The organism is Mesorhizobium sp. M4B.F.Ca.ET.058.02.1.1 (assembly GCF_003952505.1).
In the GTDB taxonomy this organism is placed as follows: domain Bacteria; phylum Pseudomonadota; class Alphaproteobacteria; order Rhizobiales; family Rhizobiaceae; genus Mesorhizobium.
Window position 1 is genome coordinate 2,310,024 of record NZ_CP034450.1, and the last position, 17,760, is coordinate 2,327,783.

Below are 17,760 nucleotides of genomic sequence, written 5' to 3' on the forward strand. Positions count from 1 at the left end.
TTGATTTCTGCAATGGGGAGCGTATCTCATGAATGAAGTCCTACCTGTCGCGGCGGAGGGCGTAGCGCTTCCCCTGCTGGAAGATGGCGATCAGCGGGCGCTGGTTATCGAATACAACGCCACGGCAGCGCCCTACCCGTCGGACAGGACGATCATCGATCTCTTCCGCGACCAGGTGGTGCGTAGTCCTGACGCCGAAGTGATCCGCTTCGGCGACTCAGCGCTGACGTATCAGCAGCTCGACGAACGCTCCAACCAGATGGCCGCGCATCTGAGCTCGACCGGCGTGGGGCCGGGTCGGATTGCCGTTGTGTTCATGGAGCACTCTCTTGAAGTCGTCGTCGCGATCTTAGGCGTCCTGAAGTCGGGCGCAGCCTATGTGCCGGTGGATGCGGCAACACCGAAGGGGCGTCTTGCGACAATCCTGAAGGACATTGCCGACGGGACCGACGGGCGGGCGCCGGTGGCGGTCACCCAGGCGCGTCTGCAGTCCGTCATTTCCCCGAACCTTGCCGACATTTTCGTGCTCGACGCCGATTTCGGGTCGATCTTGAATCAGCCGGACTCGGCCCGACCGTCGGCTGCCACTCCGGATGGCGCCGCCTATATCATCTTCACCTCCGGCTCGACCGGCACGCCCAAAGGCGTCGTGATCGAGCATCGGAGCCTGGTGAACTACATCTGGTGGGCCGCGCGGGTGTACAGTTCCGGCGAACGTCTCGCATGGCCGCTTTTCTCATCCCTCGCCTTCGACCTGACCGTCACGACGCTCTTCACGCCACTCATCACCGGTGGCCGCATCGTGGTCTATCTTGGTGATCCCGAGGTCCAGAGCATGGTCGTGCTCAAGGTCATCGACGACAATGCCGTCGATATCATGAAGCTGACGCCGGCGCATCTCGCGATGATCCGCGACCGCAATCTTGAGACCACAAGGCTGCGCAAGTTCATCGTGGGTGGCGAGGACTTCAAGGCCGGATTGGCTCGCGATATCACGAAAGCCATTCCCCATCCTATCGAGATCTACAACGAATACGGACCAACCGAAGCCACTGTGGGCTGCATGATACACCGTTTCGACATCGACCGGGATCAATCCGCATCGGTGCCGATCGGCGTTCCGGCCGCCAATGCGGGCATCTACGTCCTCAACAAGGCACATCAGCCCACCATCCCCGGCATTATCGGTGAGATGTTCATTGCCGGCGACGGCCTGGCGAGAGGTTATTTCAATCGCCCTGACCTCACTGACGAACGTTTCCTCACGGCCACCGATCCCCGAGACCGGTTTTCGAAGCTGCGGCTGTACAAGACGGGCGATCTCGCCCGCTGGAACGCGGAAGGGCGCATGGACTTTCTCGGCCGCGCCGATCATCAGGTTAAGGTTGGTGGCGCTCGTATCGAACTGGGCGAGATCGAAGCCCGGCTTCTGAAGCACCCGCATGTTCAGGAATGCGCCGTCGCTGCCATCGCCACCTCGGTGGTGAAACCAGCGATACAAACAATGGCCCAAAACGGCCATGTCGAACCGCCAGCGGTCGAAGACGGCATCGCACGACTTGTGGCCTATTATGTCTCGTCGAAACCTGTGACCGTGGCGGCCCTGCGCGCCCACCTTGCCGAAGAACTCCTGGAGTCCATGATTCCGACACACTATGTTCGCCTCGAACGGATGCCGCTCACGTCCAACGGGAAGATCGACCGCGCCTCGCTTCCCGAACCGACGGCGGAAAACATCCAGCCTGCACAAGACTTCGCCGCCCCCTCGACGGAGACCGAGAAGACGCTGGCCGCGCTGTGGTGCGATCTCCTCAAGGTCGAGTCGATCGGCCGTGACGACAACTTCTTTGGCCTGGGCGGGCAGTCGCTCTTGGTGATGCGGGCGGTGTCGCGCATGCAAAAGACCTTCGGGGTCGACGTGCAGCTTCGCAATCTCTTCGAGCGACCGACAGTGGCCGGACTGGCGGAATTGATCGACGCAATGCGCTGGGTGGCCGATTCCCAAGTCCCCTCACGCGAGGGACCGAGAGAGGAAATCGAACTCTAGCCTATCGGACGGCCCTCCGAATGGCCCTGGGGCGGATGAAGATGATGGACAAAGCTTGGGTACCTTCACGTGGATCGGGGCTGCCTTGGGTAGCGGGGGAGTATGAGCTCTTACGGGACCAGGTCCGCCGGTTCGTCGAGGAGGAGATCAAGCCCTGCGCGGATCGCTGGGAAGAGGACGGGTTCATTCCCCGTAAGGTCCTGCGCCGCATGGGCGAACTCGGCTTCTTCGGCATCCGCTACCCGGCCGAGTATGGTGGTGCCGAGATGGACGCGGTTGCATCGACGGTCTTCGCCGAGGAGCTCGGGCGCTCGACCTATGGCGGCGCCGCCGATGCGATGCTGGTCCACAGCGACATGGCTTCCATGTACGTCTTTCACGACGGAACCAAAGCCCAGCGGGCCCGCTGGATGCCGGGCATTATCAGCGGCGAGGTGATCACCGCGGTCGCCATCACGGAGCCGGACGCGGGCTCGGACGTGAAGGCCATCCGCACGCGCGCGCTCCGAGAGGGCGACACTTACGTCCTCGATGGCACGAAGCTCTACATCACAAATGGCGTCCACGCAGATCTCTACTGCGTCGCCGCCAAGACTGATCCCTCGGCAGGAAGCAACGGAATCACGATGTTCCTCGTCGAGAAGGGCACGCCCGGGTTCAGCGTTGCCCGGGAGTTGGACAAGCACGGCTGGCGCTCCTCCGATACGGCGGAGCTCGTCTTCGACGGTTGCCGTATCCCCGCGGAGAACGTCCTCGGCGCGGAGGGACAGGGCTTCTACTCCATCATGCGCAACTTCCAGAACGAGCGCCTTGTCCTCGCGGCCATGGCGATAGGGACGGCCGAGGCGGCGATCGATATGACCCTCGCCTGGGTGAAAGCCCGCCGCGCATTCGGGGGCGTCCTATGGGACATGCAGGCGATCCGTCAACGTCTCGCGATGCTCTCTGCGAAGGTGGAGGCAGGCCGCCAGTTTCTCTATGCCACCGCTTGGCGCATGGCGGCCGACGAAGATTGCCTGCGCGAGATCTCGATGTTGAAGGCCATCTGCGGCGAACTCGTCAACGAGGTCGCCTATGCATGCGTGCAATTCCACGGCGCCATGGGCGTCATGCGCGAGAGTCCGATCGAGCGGATAACGCGTGACGCCCGCGTCCTAACCATCGCCGGCGGCGCGACGGAGGTGATGCTGGAGGTGGTCGCGTCGATGTCGTGAGCAAAACGCCGCCGCCACATCATGCGTCGCATGCAAACCCCAGCTCAAGGATCGCATCCTGGCCGCCATGCACGACATCTCAGGTCTTGAGCGACGAGGGGGGCGGTTCATCGTGCACAGGGCCGGCGGCAGAATCCAGATTCGTCGCGAAGGCCAAGATGAGGGCCGCACACGCACCCTCGATGCTGACGGCGAGCGTCCAGCCCAGGACCAGGCCTTGAAGTCCACCGAGCTTCGCTCCCGCGATCACGAAGCACAGCTCCAGCAATCCGCCAAGCGCGAACCAGCGAGATGCCTTGCGCATCCTGTCGCCCAACCGCGCCAGCGTGCAGGCATGAAATTTAAGCGTTGATCCCAGCAGGCTGAAGCCGAGGAAGCGCAGGCTCGATCCGGCGATCTCAGGATAGGCCGGATTGAAGACCGCCAGGATCGTCTGCGAATAGGTGAAGACGAAGACGGCGCAGACTAGCGAGAAGAGCAATGACGCCATCACCGACAAAAGGATGTCATGTCTGGATTGTTTCGGGCTCGCTCGCACTACGGGGAACAGGACCGTGGCCATGGCTGCGGGAATCAACGAGGCGATGGAGACCAACATCCACAAGCACACGAAGGCAGCATTGATGGCCGGCGACAGTAGAACCAGCACGAGGTAAGGCATGATGAGGCCCGGCGCCTGCAGGGCCACGTCGAGCGCGTAGTGGTCGAAGACCTTCTTGCGGAGCGTTTGGAGCAGTTGGAAGTCGGGAGGCCCAACGAGTTGACGCGCACCGCCGCGCGTCAACAGGTCCACGCCGACGAGGGACGCCAGCAGGCCGGCCGCCCAGCTCAGAAGAAGCGCGACATGGGAGGTGTAGCCGGCAGCCGCGGCGGCGGCGATCAGCATCAGCTTCAACATGCCGAACAGCACCAGCCGGATCATCCTGCCGGCGCTGCGCAGGTTGCCCAGGAATGCCTGGTCGGCCACGATGGCGAGAACGGTCAGGCCGCAGCCGAGGACGAACGCAATACCCTCGAACCAGCCGCCGATCAGCGCACTCGAGCTGTAGAAGTAGGCATGCCCGAGGACGAACAACAAGGCGAGGCCGACCGCCAGCGCCACCCCGACGCACGCTGCTGCGGCCACCAGGCCGCGCTCCCTGCCAGGATTCCGGACGATCTCGCCCACCAGCATGGTTCCGAGCCCCGCCTCGCCCAGCGTGCCGATAAGCCCCATCACGGACAGCAGCGCTGCGGTGTTGCCGATCACGTCCGGCGAAAACAGCCGCGCCGCGAGCCACCAATAGACAAACCCGAGGCCGGCCGCGGCAGTCGTTCCGATTGCCAGAGCGCCGGAATTCATTACGAGCGCGGCACTCTTTCGAAGCTCTCGACGCACGCGAACAATGGCCGTTCCGGCGCGGTCTACCGACATGGTTGCTGTCCCGAACCTTGCTGCGCCGGCACCGCGGACCTGGCGGCGGCTGGGCGCAGGACGTCCCGGTAGACCTGCTCGATCCGGGTCACCACCGCTCCGGCCTTGAGGCGCTCGACCTTGGCGAGGCTTGTCGCCTCCAGCCGGGCGAGCAAGGCGCGGTCCTCAAGAAGTGTCTGCATTGCGTTGGCGAGGGCCTGCGCGTCGCCGCTCGGCACGAGAAGGCCTGTTTCGCCATGGTCGACAATATCCGGCATGCCGCCGATGTCGGTTGCAACGACTGCCTTTCCGGACGCCATCGCTTCCATGATCACTGTCGCGCAGGCTTCTGGCCCCACCGACGGCAGCACGCCGAACAGTGAGCGCCGCCATGCATGCATGATGGCGGAATGCGGCCACATGTTGAAGACTAGAACGTTCGGCGGAAACTCGGTTGGCGTATCGGCGACCCGGCGCCCGACCAGGACAAGTTGCGGCGCACGCTCCAGGCTGGCATAGGCTTGCAGGAGAACGTCAATGCCTTTGAGGCGCGTCAAGTCGCCGACGAACAGGATGAATTCACTCCCGGGGAGTCCCCGCAGGCAGGCATCTTCCGGGCCAAGCACTTCGACATCGTCAGGCACGAAGTTGGGGATGACGTCGTAAGGAGCACGGCCTTGGGTGAGTCCGGTGTGACGGGCCACCGCGTGGCTCACTGCGATAAAGCGGTCCACCACGCGCCGAGCGGCGAAGCTCGATGCCCAGTTGCCCAAGCTGGTCGCGGCCGCCTTCACCGCGCCGTAATGCCCTGTTGCGCAGGGCAGGCACTTTGCCGGCGCTGGCCCACTGCAGAGATTGGCGCCCAAGTGCATGAAGTTCTTCTTCGCGCAGACAAGGCCGTAATCGTGGAGTGTAACCACGAGGCGTGCACCACTCAGACCTTTGAGCGGCAGGAAGGACGCGTAAATCCAGTTATGGGCGTGAACGATGTCCGGCTCCTCCCGGGCGACCAGCCGCTTCAGGGCAAGCACCAGTTCGGGATCCGGGAAGGGCGGTGCATGGCGGCGCTCGGGATCGGTGTGGAGGCCCGACAGCCGCTGGAGCGTGCCGCGCAGGCGATGCACGCGGACCGCGCCGTCCAGCTCGGTTTCGGGAGATCCGGGATGCATCAAGGTCCCGACGCTGACATGATGGCCCCGCTGCGCCAGAGCTGCGCCGAGATTGCGGACGTGCCGCTCCTCTCCCCCGATCACCGGGGGATAGAACTGCGACAGCAGCAGGATGCGCATGATCGAACCTCATTTCAGTTGCGCGGCACCAGCGTCGAAGCCCTGCGATAGAGCCGGTTATCCTCCGGTCGATAGAGCCGCGCCTCGGCCGTCTGGCGAGTTGCCAAGGCGGGCACCGGGATTTCCTGCGTCCAGGTGTCGCCCGGCGCGACCGCGATCGATCGGAAAACGGCGTACGGTTGCCCATCAAGAGTGATTTCCAGGTCGAATCGCTGAGGTTGGGTCTCGGCGCTCCTGATGCCGACGGTGATCCGGCCGGACCCGGCGCTGGCCCATGGCAACAGCCAGAACTCCGTGTACTTGAATTCCCGGTGGGCCGCTTCGTCCCGGACGGCCAGCGCGTAGGCTCCGCTCGCCACAAGCACCGCTAGCATCACCGCGGCCCCCTGCCAAAGTCGCAGCGGCGCAAGCGCCGGCCGGGCTGGCAGATCGGGAGTGTCGCGTCGGATGGCGGCCACCAGCGCCGCGGCGGCTGTCACCGCGCAGAACCAGACCGCCCAGCCGAGCGGCGTAAGGAAGCCTGTGGCGTTCAGGGCAAAGCCCCCGGCAATGCCGGCGGCCAAGCTTGCTCCGACCGCGTAGGTGAGGTGTTGCAGCACCGAGGTGGTCCGGACGCCAATGGCCCGCAGAATCGAGTGGCCCGAGACGACGAACATCATGGGCGCACCCAAGAGGGTACGGAGGAACACGCTGTCGCTGAGCGCAACGGCCGCCACCGTGACCGCCGCCCACAGACAGGCGACCAGGAGGTCCCGCTTGTTAGGAATTCCCATGCAATCCCCTCACGTCGTAGATCACGATCGAGCCGTTGTCGTAAATGCGGGCGACGCCCTGGACATCATTGAACTTGAGCAGCGCTGCGCCCGAAAGCGGCAGTCCCTTCTGCCGTTGCCACGGCTGAAAGTAGAAGCCCAGCACCGGCGGAGCCGTGGTCAGGCGCAGGTCCACCAGCAGGAAATCAATGTCGCTTCCTGCCAAGGCCCAAAACTCTTCAGGCCCCAATGTCTCACCCTCGAATATGCGCGCGGCATCGACGCCTTCTTTGATCTTGACCCTGACGTCCTGCCGGCCGTAGCTCGCAAGCAGAAGGCGGTTGATGCGGTCGGAGGTGAAGTGGTTTCCGGCACCGAGCCACTCCTTGGCCCAGCGCGCCGTTTCGATTCCCATGGGCTCGACTGAGTCCTGATCTGCCGCCACCCTGTAGCGCCCATGGATGGGATTGATCGTGGCACTCGCGACCCCGCCCACGACGATGACCGCCAGAGCAACGGCCGGTACGATGCGGCGCCACCCGCGCGGCGTGCGGCCCTGCCAGAAGTGGACGATGCTCACCGCGACGACCATCCCGACGCCGATGAACACGAACGTTCCCATGCGGTTGCCGATTTCCCATCCGGCGTTGGTCAGTCGGAAGGCCACCGAGACCGGGAGCCCGAAGGCCAGTAAGGTGAGGAGCACGAGGCGGCTGTCGCGCCAGCGGCGTTTGAGAATGGCCTGGATCGGACGCCAACCCGACCGCTCACCACTCGGCGCAGCCATGGCCAGCGACCGAAAGAATCCCGTTGCCAGGCCGAGTGCCAGCAGGATGAGCGCCAGCAAGGTGGTCAGCCGCATGTAGAGGGCCTTGTCCGGCGCTCCGAGGTGTTCCGATATTGGGGTGGCCGCGCCCAGGATCTTCCCGAGCAATGCGGAGAAGCCGGCCTCGATCACCGGGCCGAAATAGGCTGCGAGAGGGATGCCACTGGCCTGCATCCACAGGAACGGCAGACCTATGGCCAGGATCGCCGTGAGGCCCACGACGACCGCGGCCCCAATCCGCAGGGGGTCGTGCCGGCGCAAAGCCTCGAGGCCCGCCAGCGCCGCGAAATAGATGGCGGCAAAGGCGGCCGAAAGATGATGCGTGACCGCGAGGCTTGCCAACAGCACGGCAATCAGCGCGAACGACTTCAGCCTCGGTCGCCCGACGAGCTCCCTGGACGCTGCTTCGACCGTGAAGGTGAGCACGCACAACACGATGCCGACGCTCTCGTAGGAGAAACTCGAGTCGAACAGGAAGAAGGTCGAGCAGCCCATATAGGCCAGACAGGCGATGGCCGACATGCGCGGCGATCCGGCGATGCTTTCGAGGAACAGAAACAGGGCACCGATGAACGTGGCCTTGAGGACGGCCAACAAGAGCGTCCCCGCCACAACCAAGGGCAGTCCCGTCAGATCGACGATCGCCGTCGTCAGGATTTCCAGGGCGGGATACGTTGGCCCGATCGGGAAAAGCGGGTTGGACAGGAACAGCCGGCGCGCCGTGAGAAGATCCTCGGCTGCGATCCAGTGCAAGAACTCGTCGTAGCCGCTGAAGCTTGTCGGGGAATAGACCCTTTTGCAGTAGAATAGGGCTTCGGCAAGCAGGAACAGAAGGCACAGGCGCTCGCCGCGGGCTGTCGTCGGCCAGGCGATGCGGAGGCTGGTTGGAACCACGAGGAGGACAACACCGGACCAGAAGAGCACCGGCGCCACGTCATAGCCCCGGCGCCCGGCCGCGTGCCCGGCCACGATCAGGAGCAGAGCCGCGGCGGCCGTCAGGCACAGGATCGCGATCCATCCGGAGTTGGCCCGTTGCGGCGAGGGATCTGCGCTGCCGCCGCGAAGGTCGGGGCCGATAACGGCAGAGACGAAGCGTATCCCGGCCCTGAGCGGGTTTATCCTGGTTCGCGCGGTGAAATGAGCCGATGTCATCAGCCTGATGCTCCCGTCGCAGGAGGCCACGACATCACGCCGCCGGGAGTCAATCGGGCCGCGGATCGGCTGCTCAGGACATCGCAATAGACGTCCCCCAGCTTTTGCGCGCAGGCATCCCAGTCGGGCAGCGCCAAATCCGGCACCTCGCGATGAGCCTCCAGTTCCTCGGCCATGGCGGCGGCCAGCTCTCCCGGACCGGCGTTGCACGAAATCGCCCGGCACAGGCCATTGGCGGCAAGCTCCCGCAGACCGGACGTGTCGCTGACCAGGACCGGGCGGCGCAGCGACAGGGCTTCCATCACGGCGACCGGATGGGCTTCGTACTCGCTGAACAGCACGAACAGCGCGGCACTCGCCAGCAGGTCTGCCATTTTCTGCCGCTCGGATCCGGGGATGCCCGCAATTGTGACCCGCTTCTCGAGGCCGAGCGCCGCGACGAGGCGCCGCAATTCTCTCTCGTACGGCCCTGTACCGACGATGTGCAGCCGTACGTCCGGTACCCGGCGGATCAGGTCGGGCAAGGCCGCGATCGCCCGGTGATGGCCCTTGTAGCGCTCCAGCCTGCCGCCCGAGACGATCAGGTGCGGATCGACCTTTACGCCGGGGTTCGGAGCCGGCATCGCGGCGCCGTTGGGGATGACGACAAACCGCTCCCGCGGCACGCCCATCCTCGCGCTGAAGAAATCGGCTTCGAATTCGGAGACGCCGATCAGCCGCGCTGCCCGGGCTACCAGCGGCCGGAGCAGCGCATGCTGGGTGCGGCGTACTGCATTGCGCAGCCGGGAGGAATGCCCGCCGCTGTGGAAGGTCAGGACGAACGGCATACGGGTGCGGATGACTGCAAGCAGTCCGATCGGCACCACGAAACTGCTGTAACCCTGGAAGTGGACCAAATCCCAAGCCCCGCGCCGGATCGCGGTATAGATGCCGGGCGCCACATAGAGGTCCAGTTCCCTTGGCCAGGCCGGCACGCGCCGCACACGCATGCCGCGCACCTCCTCCTCAACCGGCAATTCGCCCGAGGGATCGGTGGTGAGCACGTCGACTGTGTGGCCACGCGCGACCAAGCGGGGACCGACCTCCTGGATGTGAGTTTCAGTGCCGCCCATGAAGGGATAGCAGCGAGCGGCAACCATCAGGATTCGCATCAGGCCTACCCGCCGTCATCACAGGCTGTCACGCCTCGCCTGTGCTGTTGGTGAACCCTCTCACGCAGGATGGTCTTGAGGACGCGCCAGCCGTCCGGGATTGCGCGCAAATGGCTCTCGCCGCTGATGCGGGGAGCCTCGAAACTCGCCACCTCGACGATATTGAGGTGGTTCTTCAATGCCCGTACGTTGATCAGGGTCTCTATCTCGAAGCCATCGCAGTCGCAATTCAGCGTGCCGACGTGCTTGGTCCAGAAGGCTATGTATCCGTAGCATAGGTCGGAGAACCAACCGCCATAGAGCAGTCGCACGAACAGGGTCAGCCCCCTGTTGCCAAACATCCGGAACAGCGACATGTCATCGGTACCGGCGCCCTGGATAAAGCGTGAACCCTTGACGAGATCCGCGCCGGCCATTAGCGCACTGACAAAGACGATCGCCTGCTCCGGCACCATGGAGCCATCAGCGTCCAGCATGACGATGATGTCGCCTGTGGCGGCCCGGAATCCCGCTTGCAGTGCAGCGCCCTTGCCCCGGCGGGGCTCCATCACAACCTTCACGTCCGCGCGCAGGCCGCGCGCGACCGCGACAGTGTCGTCTGTCGATCGACCATCCACGATAATGATCTCATGCGCCCAGCTGGGGATGCGCGGCAGAAGCCAGGGGAGGTTCTCGGCTTCATTGAGCGTCGGGACGATGAAGCTCACTCGGGGCAGCGTCAGTGCTCGCTGCAGGGCAAATTCAATCGGGTCGGGCGGCGATACGGCACCGACGTGGGCGAGTTTGCTGGAGAGGCGCTCATTCATGGCAGCGCGCGGCCAACGACAAGCCGCAGGGGCCAGCTCCAATGACCGCCACATCCGCAGATGCTTGATCCAACCATATGAGGGCTCCCGGCCATAGAGAAATGAAGATGAGATGAAAGAAGATCGGTGCGCTTACGGCCCCCTTAGAGCTTTGGCTATTATACGAGCATTACCGGTGAAGATCTGAAATGGAAGGACAATGGATGATTAGCGAAGGGACAATAGATGATTAGCTCTTTTGGGGTATCCCTTAAGGTTGTTTTCAGCTCATACCACCAGCACGGATAGTACGGCGGCGGCGGCGATCACCTTCACGGCTGTGTTGGCAGGCTCGAGCGCGCCCGATTCTTTACAGGCTGCGCTCGAGCCGCCTTGGCTGCGGCCAGCTAACCCGGTGAGACCGGCCAGGAGACGGGCTGCCCGCACGGTTCCGAGACCCCGCTCGGTCCCGAGACCGGCGCGTCGGGCACCAGCAACCGATACGAGGTCGTCACCTCTCGCAAACCCCGGATATGCCCGAACAGGTCGATCACCTCCAGGCCGGACCGGCGGTTGTAGGTGTGACATCCCAACGCTCCGGACCAAATGCGACCGATCGGAGTCTGAGCAAACTCCGACGCGCCCAGCGCATCGATCTGGCAGAACGTCACCGCGCCGCCATAGCCGCGCGCGCAGTCCTGGACCGGGCGTAGCGCGCGTCCGCCGTATCGGATGACGGCGCCTGCGGGGCGACTAAGCCTGGCATCGAGCAGAACGGGGTTGGCGGCATGAGGCGTCCAAGACCCGGTCAGGCTCTCGGCATGGTAGAGGCTCAAGGCGTCCCAGGACGTGGACCTCCACAGCCTTGGGCTGACGAAAAACCAAAAGCCGCCGTCATGCCAGAGCGGCGTGGTATCGTAGCCCTCAATGCCTTCCATGAGGCAGGCCTCCCGTGTCCACCGGTAGGGGAACTCCACTGCCCTGTAGAGGCTGACATTCCTGGCCGCCCCCGATTCAGGGATCATCCAGATCTGACCATTCTGCTCGAACACGAACGGGTACGAGAGGTGATGCGGTTCCTCCACAACGATCCGGGATGCGCCGACTGTCCCGTCCCGGTTCACTGCAACAACCGCAATGCACCCGCGGTTCTTCGAGTAGAGGTACTGTTCGACAAAGATGAAATCCTGCCCCTGGTGCCGGAACGGGAACGGGTCGGCAAGGTAGCCGTCGGCATTTCCGGTGAGCACCCGGAAGGCGGCTTCGCCTTTGTCGAGCAGGCTCGCCGATTCATCGAAGCGCCAGCCAATCCCCCACATCCTGCCGCCTCTCGCCAGGGCGTCCAAAAGGCCGATCGCCTTCGATGCAACCGTGCCGGTCGCCCTGGCAAGCGCCGATAGCGCGCCAAACGAAGGTGGTGCCGTCCGTGGACCGGGGCTTGCGGACGCAGCCGAACCGGTCTCCTCGGCCAGGGCTTTGAGGATCAGCGGCACAGCGCAGGAAAGGGCGCTGTCGAGCCTCAAGGCCAACACTTGACGGTCTGCGCTGGTCGGGCGCGCCGTCCACGGTCGCAATGGGCGCGCCGTGTCATGCAGGTCGACGAGAAGATCTTGATGATTCACCCAGGCCGCCACGACTCCGATCTCGCCGGGTGCGCCGTTGAAGACCGGGGTGATCACGCGCCGCGCGGCCGGGAGCGATTCCGACCCGCTCAAATCGATCACCACATCCATTTGGCCGGCTGGAGGCGGCGGCAGGCACCGCAGCTCCGCTTCGACGGGGTCAATGGCGCCCTTCCCGCGAAAGCCATAGACCAGTCGTTCGAGTTCGAGCAGCAGACGGAAGATCAACGGCAGCGGGCGGCAGTCGGCCGCGAAAGCGCAGGAGACATCGTTGCCGGGCACTTCAGCGAGCGCCTCTGCCAACCATAGATGCCAGCGCAGCAGCCGCGACGGATCGAGACTCAAGCAAATGCGCATTGTTGTTCTCACGTCGGGTTTCAAGAACACGTCGGATTTCAAGAAGACGACAGCTTTGACGAGAACCACCAGCCAGCACCACTATGCCCGATCGACGCCGGTCTGTGCGAGGCCAGAGGAGGTAATCCTTAGGGGCGATTGCACTCAGCGCCCGGCCAGAGCCACATGCAGGGAATGGTGATCGACTGGCAGCGGGCGAAATATGGACTGCGCAATGCGTGGTGGTGTGCACTTGCGCTCGCGTTCGTCTCCGTTCTGGCAATCGCGAGCACCGTGGACAAACCATCGGCAACGTCCTTCATCAAGACTTCCGGAACGAGCTTCACGCTGGACGGCAAGCCGTTCTTCGTGACCGGCGTAAACAACCACTATCTGACCTACGGTTCGCAGGATGAGGTCACCCGCGTTCTCGATGACGCCGTGGCGATGGGCGCCAACGTGGTCCGCATCTTCCTCCAGCCGGTGATCGGGTCGCTCGACGGAAGCGTCCCCACGATCTGGAATTGGCGGCTTGAAGGCGAAGCCAGCAATCTCGCGGTCAAGGGCACGTACCTGCTCTACTGGGATCCAAGTCAAAACAGGATGGCGATCAATGACGGCGCCAACGGCATGCAGAAGGTTGATTTCCTCATTGCCGAGGCCGGCAAGCGGCGCCTGAGGCTGATCATCGCCATCGTGGATTTCTGGGCCTTCACGGGTGGCGCCCAGCAGATGCGGGCCTGGTATGGCAGCAGCGACGAATCCACGTTTTTCTTCACTGACCCGCGCACGAAGCAGGACTACCGGACTTGGGTCCGCCACGTTGTGCAGCGCGTCAACCCGCTCACCGGGCTTGCCTACCGGGACGACCCGACCATCATGGCTTGGGAGTTGATCAACGAAGGCAATGCGCAGCCATTGACCTTGCGGTTGACCTGGACTGCCGAAATGTCGGCCTACGTGAAGTCCCTCGATTCCAATCACCTTGTCAGCTCAGGGAATGCCAACATTTTCGACCCGAAGTTAGCCGATTTGACCATCCCGACCCTCGATTTCGGGACCTGGCACGGCTATCCGATCTTCTACAATCTCACGATCCAGCAATTCAACGACATGATCCCCGAGTTCTGCCAGCTGGCAGCCCGCGCCAAAAAGCCGGTTCTTATGGAGGAATTCGGCCATGCCCGCTCCAATCAGAACGCGGCTGAAGCTTACGCCATGTGGCTCGACACGGTGACGCATGATCGCAACTGCGCCGGCTGGATGGTGTGGCGGCTGGTGTCGCTGCAGGACAGCGGACGCTATCCCGCCGACGAACACGACCAGTTCGATATCCACAATGACGGCGGTGCGCTCTGGACCATCCTCAAAGCCGCCACGGCTCGGGCGAGGCAGACACGCGAAACCAGCCTGGCCTCAGAAACCAGCCGGCGGGTGCCATGACCAAAGGCTCTGTCGTTGCGACAACCGGGCAGCCTGAGGATAGCGTCAGCAGCGAAAGCCGGCAGATTCCGCGCTGCCCCACGATCTCAGTGCTTATCTGTGCCTACACTGAAGACAGGTGGGAGCTGTTGGTTCAGTCCGTGGCCTCGGCGCAGGAGCAGACCTTGCAACCCTGCGAGATCATCGTCTGCGTCGACCAGCCCCTGTTCCGCCGTTGTGCCGCCTACTGGGCTGACTCCGCCGCATCCATCCCTCCTATACGGGTGATCCAGAACAAGTTTGACGGGCACCTGGGGTCGGCCCGAAACACGGCGGCCGAGGCGGCCGCCGGAGAGATCCTGGCGTTCCTGGATGACGATGCAGCTGCCGACAAGGACTGGCTCGAGATACTCACCGAACCGTACCAGGATGAAGGCATCGGCGCCGTCGGCGGGCGTCCCCTACCTGTTTTCGAGACTGGCCGTCCAGCCTGGTTCCCCGTGCAGTTCGACTGGGTGTTCGGATGTGCTTACGATGGCCTTCCGACCAGCCGAGGCCCTTTGGCTCACCTCATAGGCGCCAACATGTCGGTGCGGCGAACCCTCCTCGAGCAGGTCGGAGGGTTCCATTCCGACCATCACGACGACATGGACATGTGCCACCGCGTGGCGCATATCAAGGGCAGTGAGGCGGTCATCTATGAACCGGCGGCGACCGTCCGCCATTTTGTGCACGCCTCACGGCCGACCTGGAAATACTTCTGGCGCCGCTGCTTCTTCGTCAACAAGGGGAAGGTCGAGGCCTTCGCCCAGATGGGCGACGCCGCCACTCTTGGTGCAGAGTCGCGCTTCGTCTGGTACGCGCTGACGAAGGGCGTACCGCGGGAGATTTTGCAAGCGGCCAAGGGTGACGTCCACGGGCTGGCCCGGTCCGCAGCAATAATCGCTGGCTTGGGCCTGGCCGCGGCAGGCCACGTCGCCGGCAGGATCGAACTGGTGCGGCGCTTGCGCCGGCGGCGCCAACAGGCGACTAAGCAGATACTGGACACGGCCGCGCAAGGCGGTGGGCCTGGGGAGTAGATGCCGTCTTCGATAATCATTGGTTCGGGTCCGGCTGCAGCAGCCGCCGTGTTGGCGCTATCCGAGAAACCGGACGAGAAGATAACCGTGTTCGATCCGGGCACCGTGCTGGACGCGGAGACGCAGGAGGTGATCTCCAGGCTGTCCAAGCAGCCTGTCGACAACTGGGATGAGGAGGACGTCCGCCGGGTAAGCCTGCAACCCAAGCGGATCCAGTCCGATTCGCTGCCTGAAAAGAGAAGTTACGGATCCGATTTCCCGTTTGCCAACAAGGGTCAGCTCGACGGCGTCCACGCCGAGGGCAGAGTCAATTCAGCTGTCATATCAAGCGCCTACGGGGGCTTCAGCAATGTCTGGGGGCCCAGATCATGCCCTTCAGCGCTGCCACGTTCAAGGGATGGCCGTTCGACTTCTCGGATTTGGAAGAGCACTATCGGACAATCCTGCGTCACATTCCTTTCGCTGGACAGTCCGACGATCTCGAGGAGTGGTTCCCACTCATCGGATCGCCGGAGCCGCTTCCGCCACTGGCGCCGCGGACGCAGATGGTTCTGGCCAACTACGACCGGCACCGCGATCGGGTGCGCTCCACTGGCATAACGATAGGCCGCGCTCGCCTCGCCTTCTCAGCGCCCGAATGCCAGCCTTGCGGCCTATGCATGACCGGGTGCCCGCGGTCGCTAATCTTTTCGGCCTCGCACAGCTTCGATCGCTTCAGGCGCAGCGGGAGGATCGATTACCACAGCGGGCTGCTTGCGGTGCGAGTCGGCCAGGAGGGCGACACGGCCGTCGTGCAGGCCCGGGAATTGTCCACCGGCCGGATGCAGCGATTCACAGCCGACCGGATCTTCGTGGGCTGCGGAGCAATCGGGACCACTCGGCTGATCCTAGGTTCGCTCGGATCGGACCTGCCGGTGCATCTTTCGGAATCGGCTCAGTTCGTCCTTCCAATGATGTCCATGAAGCCGACCCCCGACCCGCGTGCAAGGCGCGACTTCACGCTCAACCAGTTCACCATGGCCATCGTCCTGGACGACGAAGGCTTCGATGTCTCCCAAATTCACTTCTATCCGTTCAACCAGGCATACTACGATGCGCTTCCCCGCTTCCTCCAACACCGCGCCGCCGCCTTCGCGACGGATCGGCTCCTGAGCCGATTGACAATAGGCCTGGGCTACCTGCCGTCCTGGGCGTCACCCAAGGTCCGGGTGAGCGCCCAGATGTCCGCGGCTCCAGATGAGCTACCCCAGATCACCCTCACTTCGGAGGGCTTCAGCCAGGCCAGGGTCAGGGGCAAATACGCGCCTCCGATGCTGCCTGACGTAATAAAGCGGATCCGCAGGGCGGCACCCTACCTTGACTTGTGGCCCATCACACCGCGGATGCTGTGGTCGGGCGGGGCCAAGAGCTACCACTTTGGCGGCAGCTTTCCTCACGCCGGTGAGCCGGATTCCGGGACTGCGACGACAGACCGCCTCGGGCGACTGGTGCGCTGGGACCGGGTCCATCTCATCGACGGGTCGGTTTTCCCAAATGTTCCAGCGACCACCTTTACCCTGACTGTGATGGCCAATTCTCATCGCATCGCCCGCGAAGCGATGCAGCTGGCGAGTTGAGCGTTCAAATGCGGGTCGGCATCACCGGAGCCAACGGATATGTCGGGACCATCCTGCGTGCCACCTTCGCCGAAGAAGGGCATGAGGTCATCGCGTTCGTCCGTCCGAACCGGGTGACCTCCGAATCTGCCGCCGCAATGGCCGGCGTCGCCGAGTGGCGCCCCTATGAGATCAGGCGCCCACCGTCGGGGAGCGCAATCAGCGACCTGGATGTCCTCATCCATGGTGCATGGGACCTGACTCTTGTCAGCGCCGGCGATGTGTGGGGTGTCAATGTGTCTGGCTCGCAGCAGCTCCTCCGCAATGCCGCCGATGCAGGGGTTCGCCGGGTCATTTTCATCTCCTCGATGTCCGCTTATGAGGGAACCCGGCAGCTTTATGGCCAAGCGAAGCTGGCCTGCGAGCGCACCGCAAACAGTCTGGGAGGTGTCTCCACCCGCCTCGGACTGGTGTACGGCCCCGGTTGGGGCGGGATGGCAGGCGCGCTCCGCAAGCTCACTAACCTGCCGATCACGCCTCTCATCGGAGCGCGCTCCCATCAGTTCACCGTGCATGAGGCGGACATGGCCGCCGCCATGGTGCGTATTGCCGTGTCGGACATGCATCTGCCGGAACCGGTAGGGCTGGCCAACCCCGAACCGGTACCGTTCCGACGGCTCATGAAAGAGATCGCCGCATCACAAGGCAGAACACTGCACGCCGTCGCCGTGCCCTGGCAGCTTGTGAGTGGCCTCCTCAAGGCAGCCGAGGCCTTGCATGTCCCCCTGCCCTTCCGATCCGACTCCATCCTCGGGCTCGTGCACCCGGCGCAAGAGGTCCCCGGTGTAGCGCTGCTCAAGCAGCTCGGAATCGAGTTTCGGAACTTCTCGCTGGGCGGCGATCGACCCTCTTCCGGGACATTGCGTCGATATTCTTAGTCGAAGACCGGCTCGATGCGCCAGCGACACAAATGGCGAGACTCCGCGATCGGCACGCGTGAACAGACTGCAGAGCGCCGTGACCGTTCCTGGGATGTTGTTGGCGTCGCCGCGCAGGCGAGCGCGGCGCGATCCGGTCCGATCAGCAAAATGGGGCTA

Annotated in this window: 13 protein-coding genes; 6 read left to right on the plus strand and 7 right to left on the minus strand. The window is 63.8% G+C overall.

Going from position 1 to position 17,760, the window contains the following annotated elements:
* Positions 1–28: 28 nt before the first annotated feature.
* Together EJ073_RS11720 and EJ073_RS11725 are read left to right on the plus strand one after the other, a co-directional pair.
* On the plus strand, positions 29–2,047 hold the full coding sequence (locus EJ073_RS11720; protein WP_126055870.1) for a non-ribosomal peptide synthetase: 2,019 nt from the start codon (positions 29–31) through the stop codon (positions 2,045–2,047).
* 41 nt (positions 2,048–2,088) lie between these two features.
* On the plus strand, positions 2,089–3,261 hold the full coding sequence (locus EJ073_RS11725; RefSeq protein WP_245455549.1) for an acyl-CoA dehydrogenase family protein: 1,173 nt from the start codon (positions 2,089–2,091) through the stop codon (positions 3,259–3,261).
* Between the two features lie 79 nt (positions 3,262–3,340).
* On the opposite strand, the gene EJ073_RS11730 is transcribed toward EJ073_RS11725, so the two are convergent.
* From EJ073_RS11730 to EJ073_RS11760, 7 genes are all read right to left on the minus strand, one after another.
* Complete coding sequence (locus tag EJ073_RS11730) at positions 3,341–4,675, minus strand: hypothetical protein (RefSeq protein ID WP_126055871.1); 1,335 nt, start codon at positions 4,673–4,675, stop codon at positions 3,341–3,343.
* The gene (locus tag EJ073_RS11735) at positions 4,666–5,943 is read right to left on the minus strand and encodes a glycosyltransferase family 4 protein (protein ID WP_126055872.1); all 1,278 of its coding nucleotides are present in this window, start codon (positions 5,941–5,943) and stop codon (positions 4,666–4,668) included. The genes EJ073_RS11730 and EJ073_RS11735 overlap by 10 nt, the downstream gene beginning before the upstream one ends.
* 14 nt (positions 5,944–5,957) lie before the next feature.
* Positions 5,958–6,602, minus strand: coding sequence for a hypothetical protein (locus tag EJ073_RS11740; RefSeq protein WP_126055873.1), 645 nt, complete (start codon positions 6,600–6,602; stop codon positions 5,958–5,960).
* A 100-nt stretch (positions 6,603–6,702) separates the two neighbouring features.
* Positions 6,703–8,673, minus strand: coding sequence for a hypothetical protein (locus EJ073_RS11745; RefSeq protein ID WP_126055874.1), 1,971 nt, complete (start codon positions 8,671–8,673; stop codon positions 6,703–6,705).
* Positions 8,673–9,824 (minus strand): glycosyltransferase family 4 protein, encoded by a 1,152-nt coding sequence (locus EJ073_RS11750; RefSeq protein WP_126055875.1) that lies wholly within the window; start codon positions 9,822–9,824, stop codon positions 8,673–8,675. The genes EJ073_RS11745 and EJ073_RS11750 overlap by 1 nt, the downstream gene beginning before the upstream one ends.
* A gap of 5 nt (positions 9,825–9,829) precedes the next feature.
* Positions 9,830–10,630 (minus strand): glycosyltransferase family 2 protein, encoded by an 801-nt coding sequence (locus EJ073_RS11755; RefSeq protein ID WP_126055876.1) that lies wholly within the window; start codon positions 10,628–10,630, stop codon positions 9,830–9,832.
* 386 nt (positions 10,631–11,016) lie between these two features.
* On the minus strand, positions 11,017–12,657 hold the full coding sequence (locus EJ073_RS11760) for a hypothetical protein (protein WP_126055877.1): 1,641 nt from the start codon (positions 12,655–12,657) through the stop codon (positions 11,017–11,019).
* Between the two features lie 105 nt (positions 12,658–12,762).
* On the opposite strand from EJ073_RS11760, the gene EJ073_RS11765 reads away from it, so the two are divergent.
* The 4 genes from EJ073_RS11765 (at position 12,763) to EJ073_RS11780 (ending at position 17,601) form a co-directional block, all read left to right on the plus strand.
* Entirely contained in the window at positions 12,763–14,010 is a 1,248-nt protein-coding gene (locus tag EJ073_RS11765; protein ID WP_126055878.1) for a cellulase family glycosylhydrolase, read from the plus strand.
* Positions 14,007–15,068: a glycosyltransferase gene (locus EJ073_RS11770; protein WP_126055879.1), complete on the plus strand. Its 1,062-nt coding sequence runs from the start codon at positions 14,007–14,009 to the stop codon at positions 15,066–15,068. Before EJ073_RS11765 ends, EJ073_RS11770 begins: the two co-directional genes overlap by 4 nt.
* Before the next feature lie 368 nt (positions 15,069–15,436).
* Entirely contained in the window at positions 15,437–16,684 is a 1,248-nt protein-coding gene (locus tag EJ073_RS11775; protein ID WP_210211287.1) for a GMC oxidoreductase, read from the plus strand.
* A gap of 8 nt (positions 16,685–16,692) precedes the next feature.
* Positions 16,693–17,601 (plus strand): NAD(P)-dependent oxidoreductase, encoded by a 909-nt coding sequence (locus EJ073_RS11780; protein ID WP_126055880.1) that lies wholly within the window; start codon positions 16,693–16,695, stop codon positions 17,599–17,601.
* The last annotated feature ends 159 nt before the right edge of the window (positions 17,602–17,760 follow it).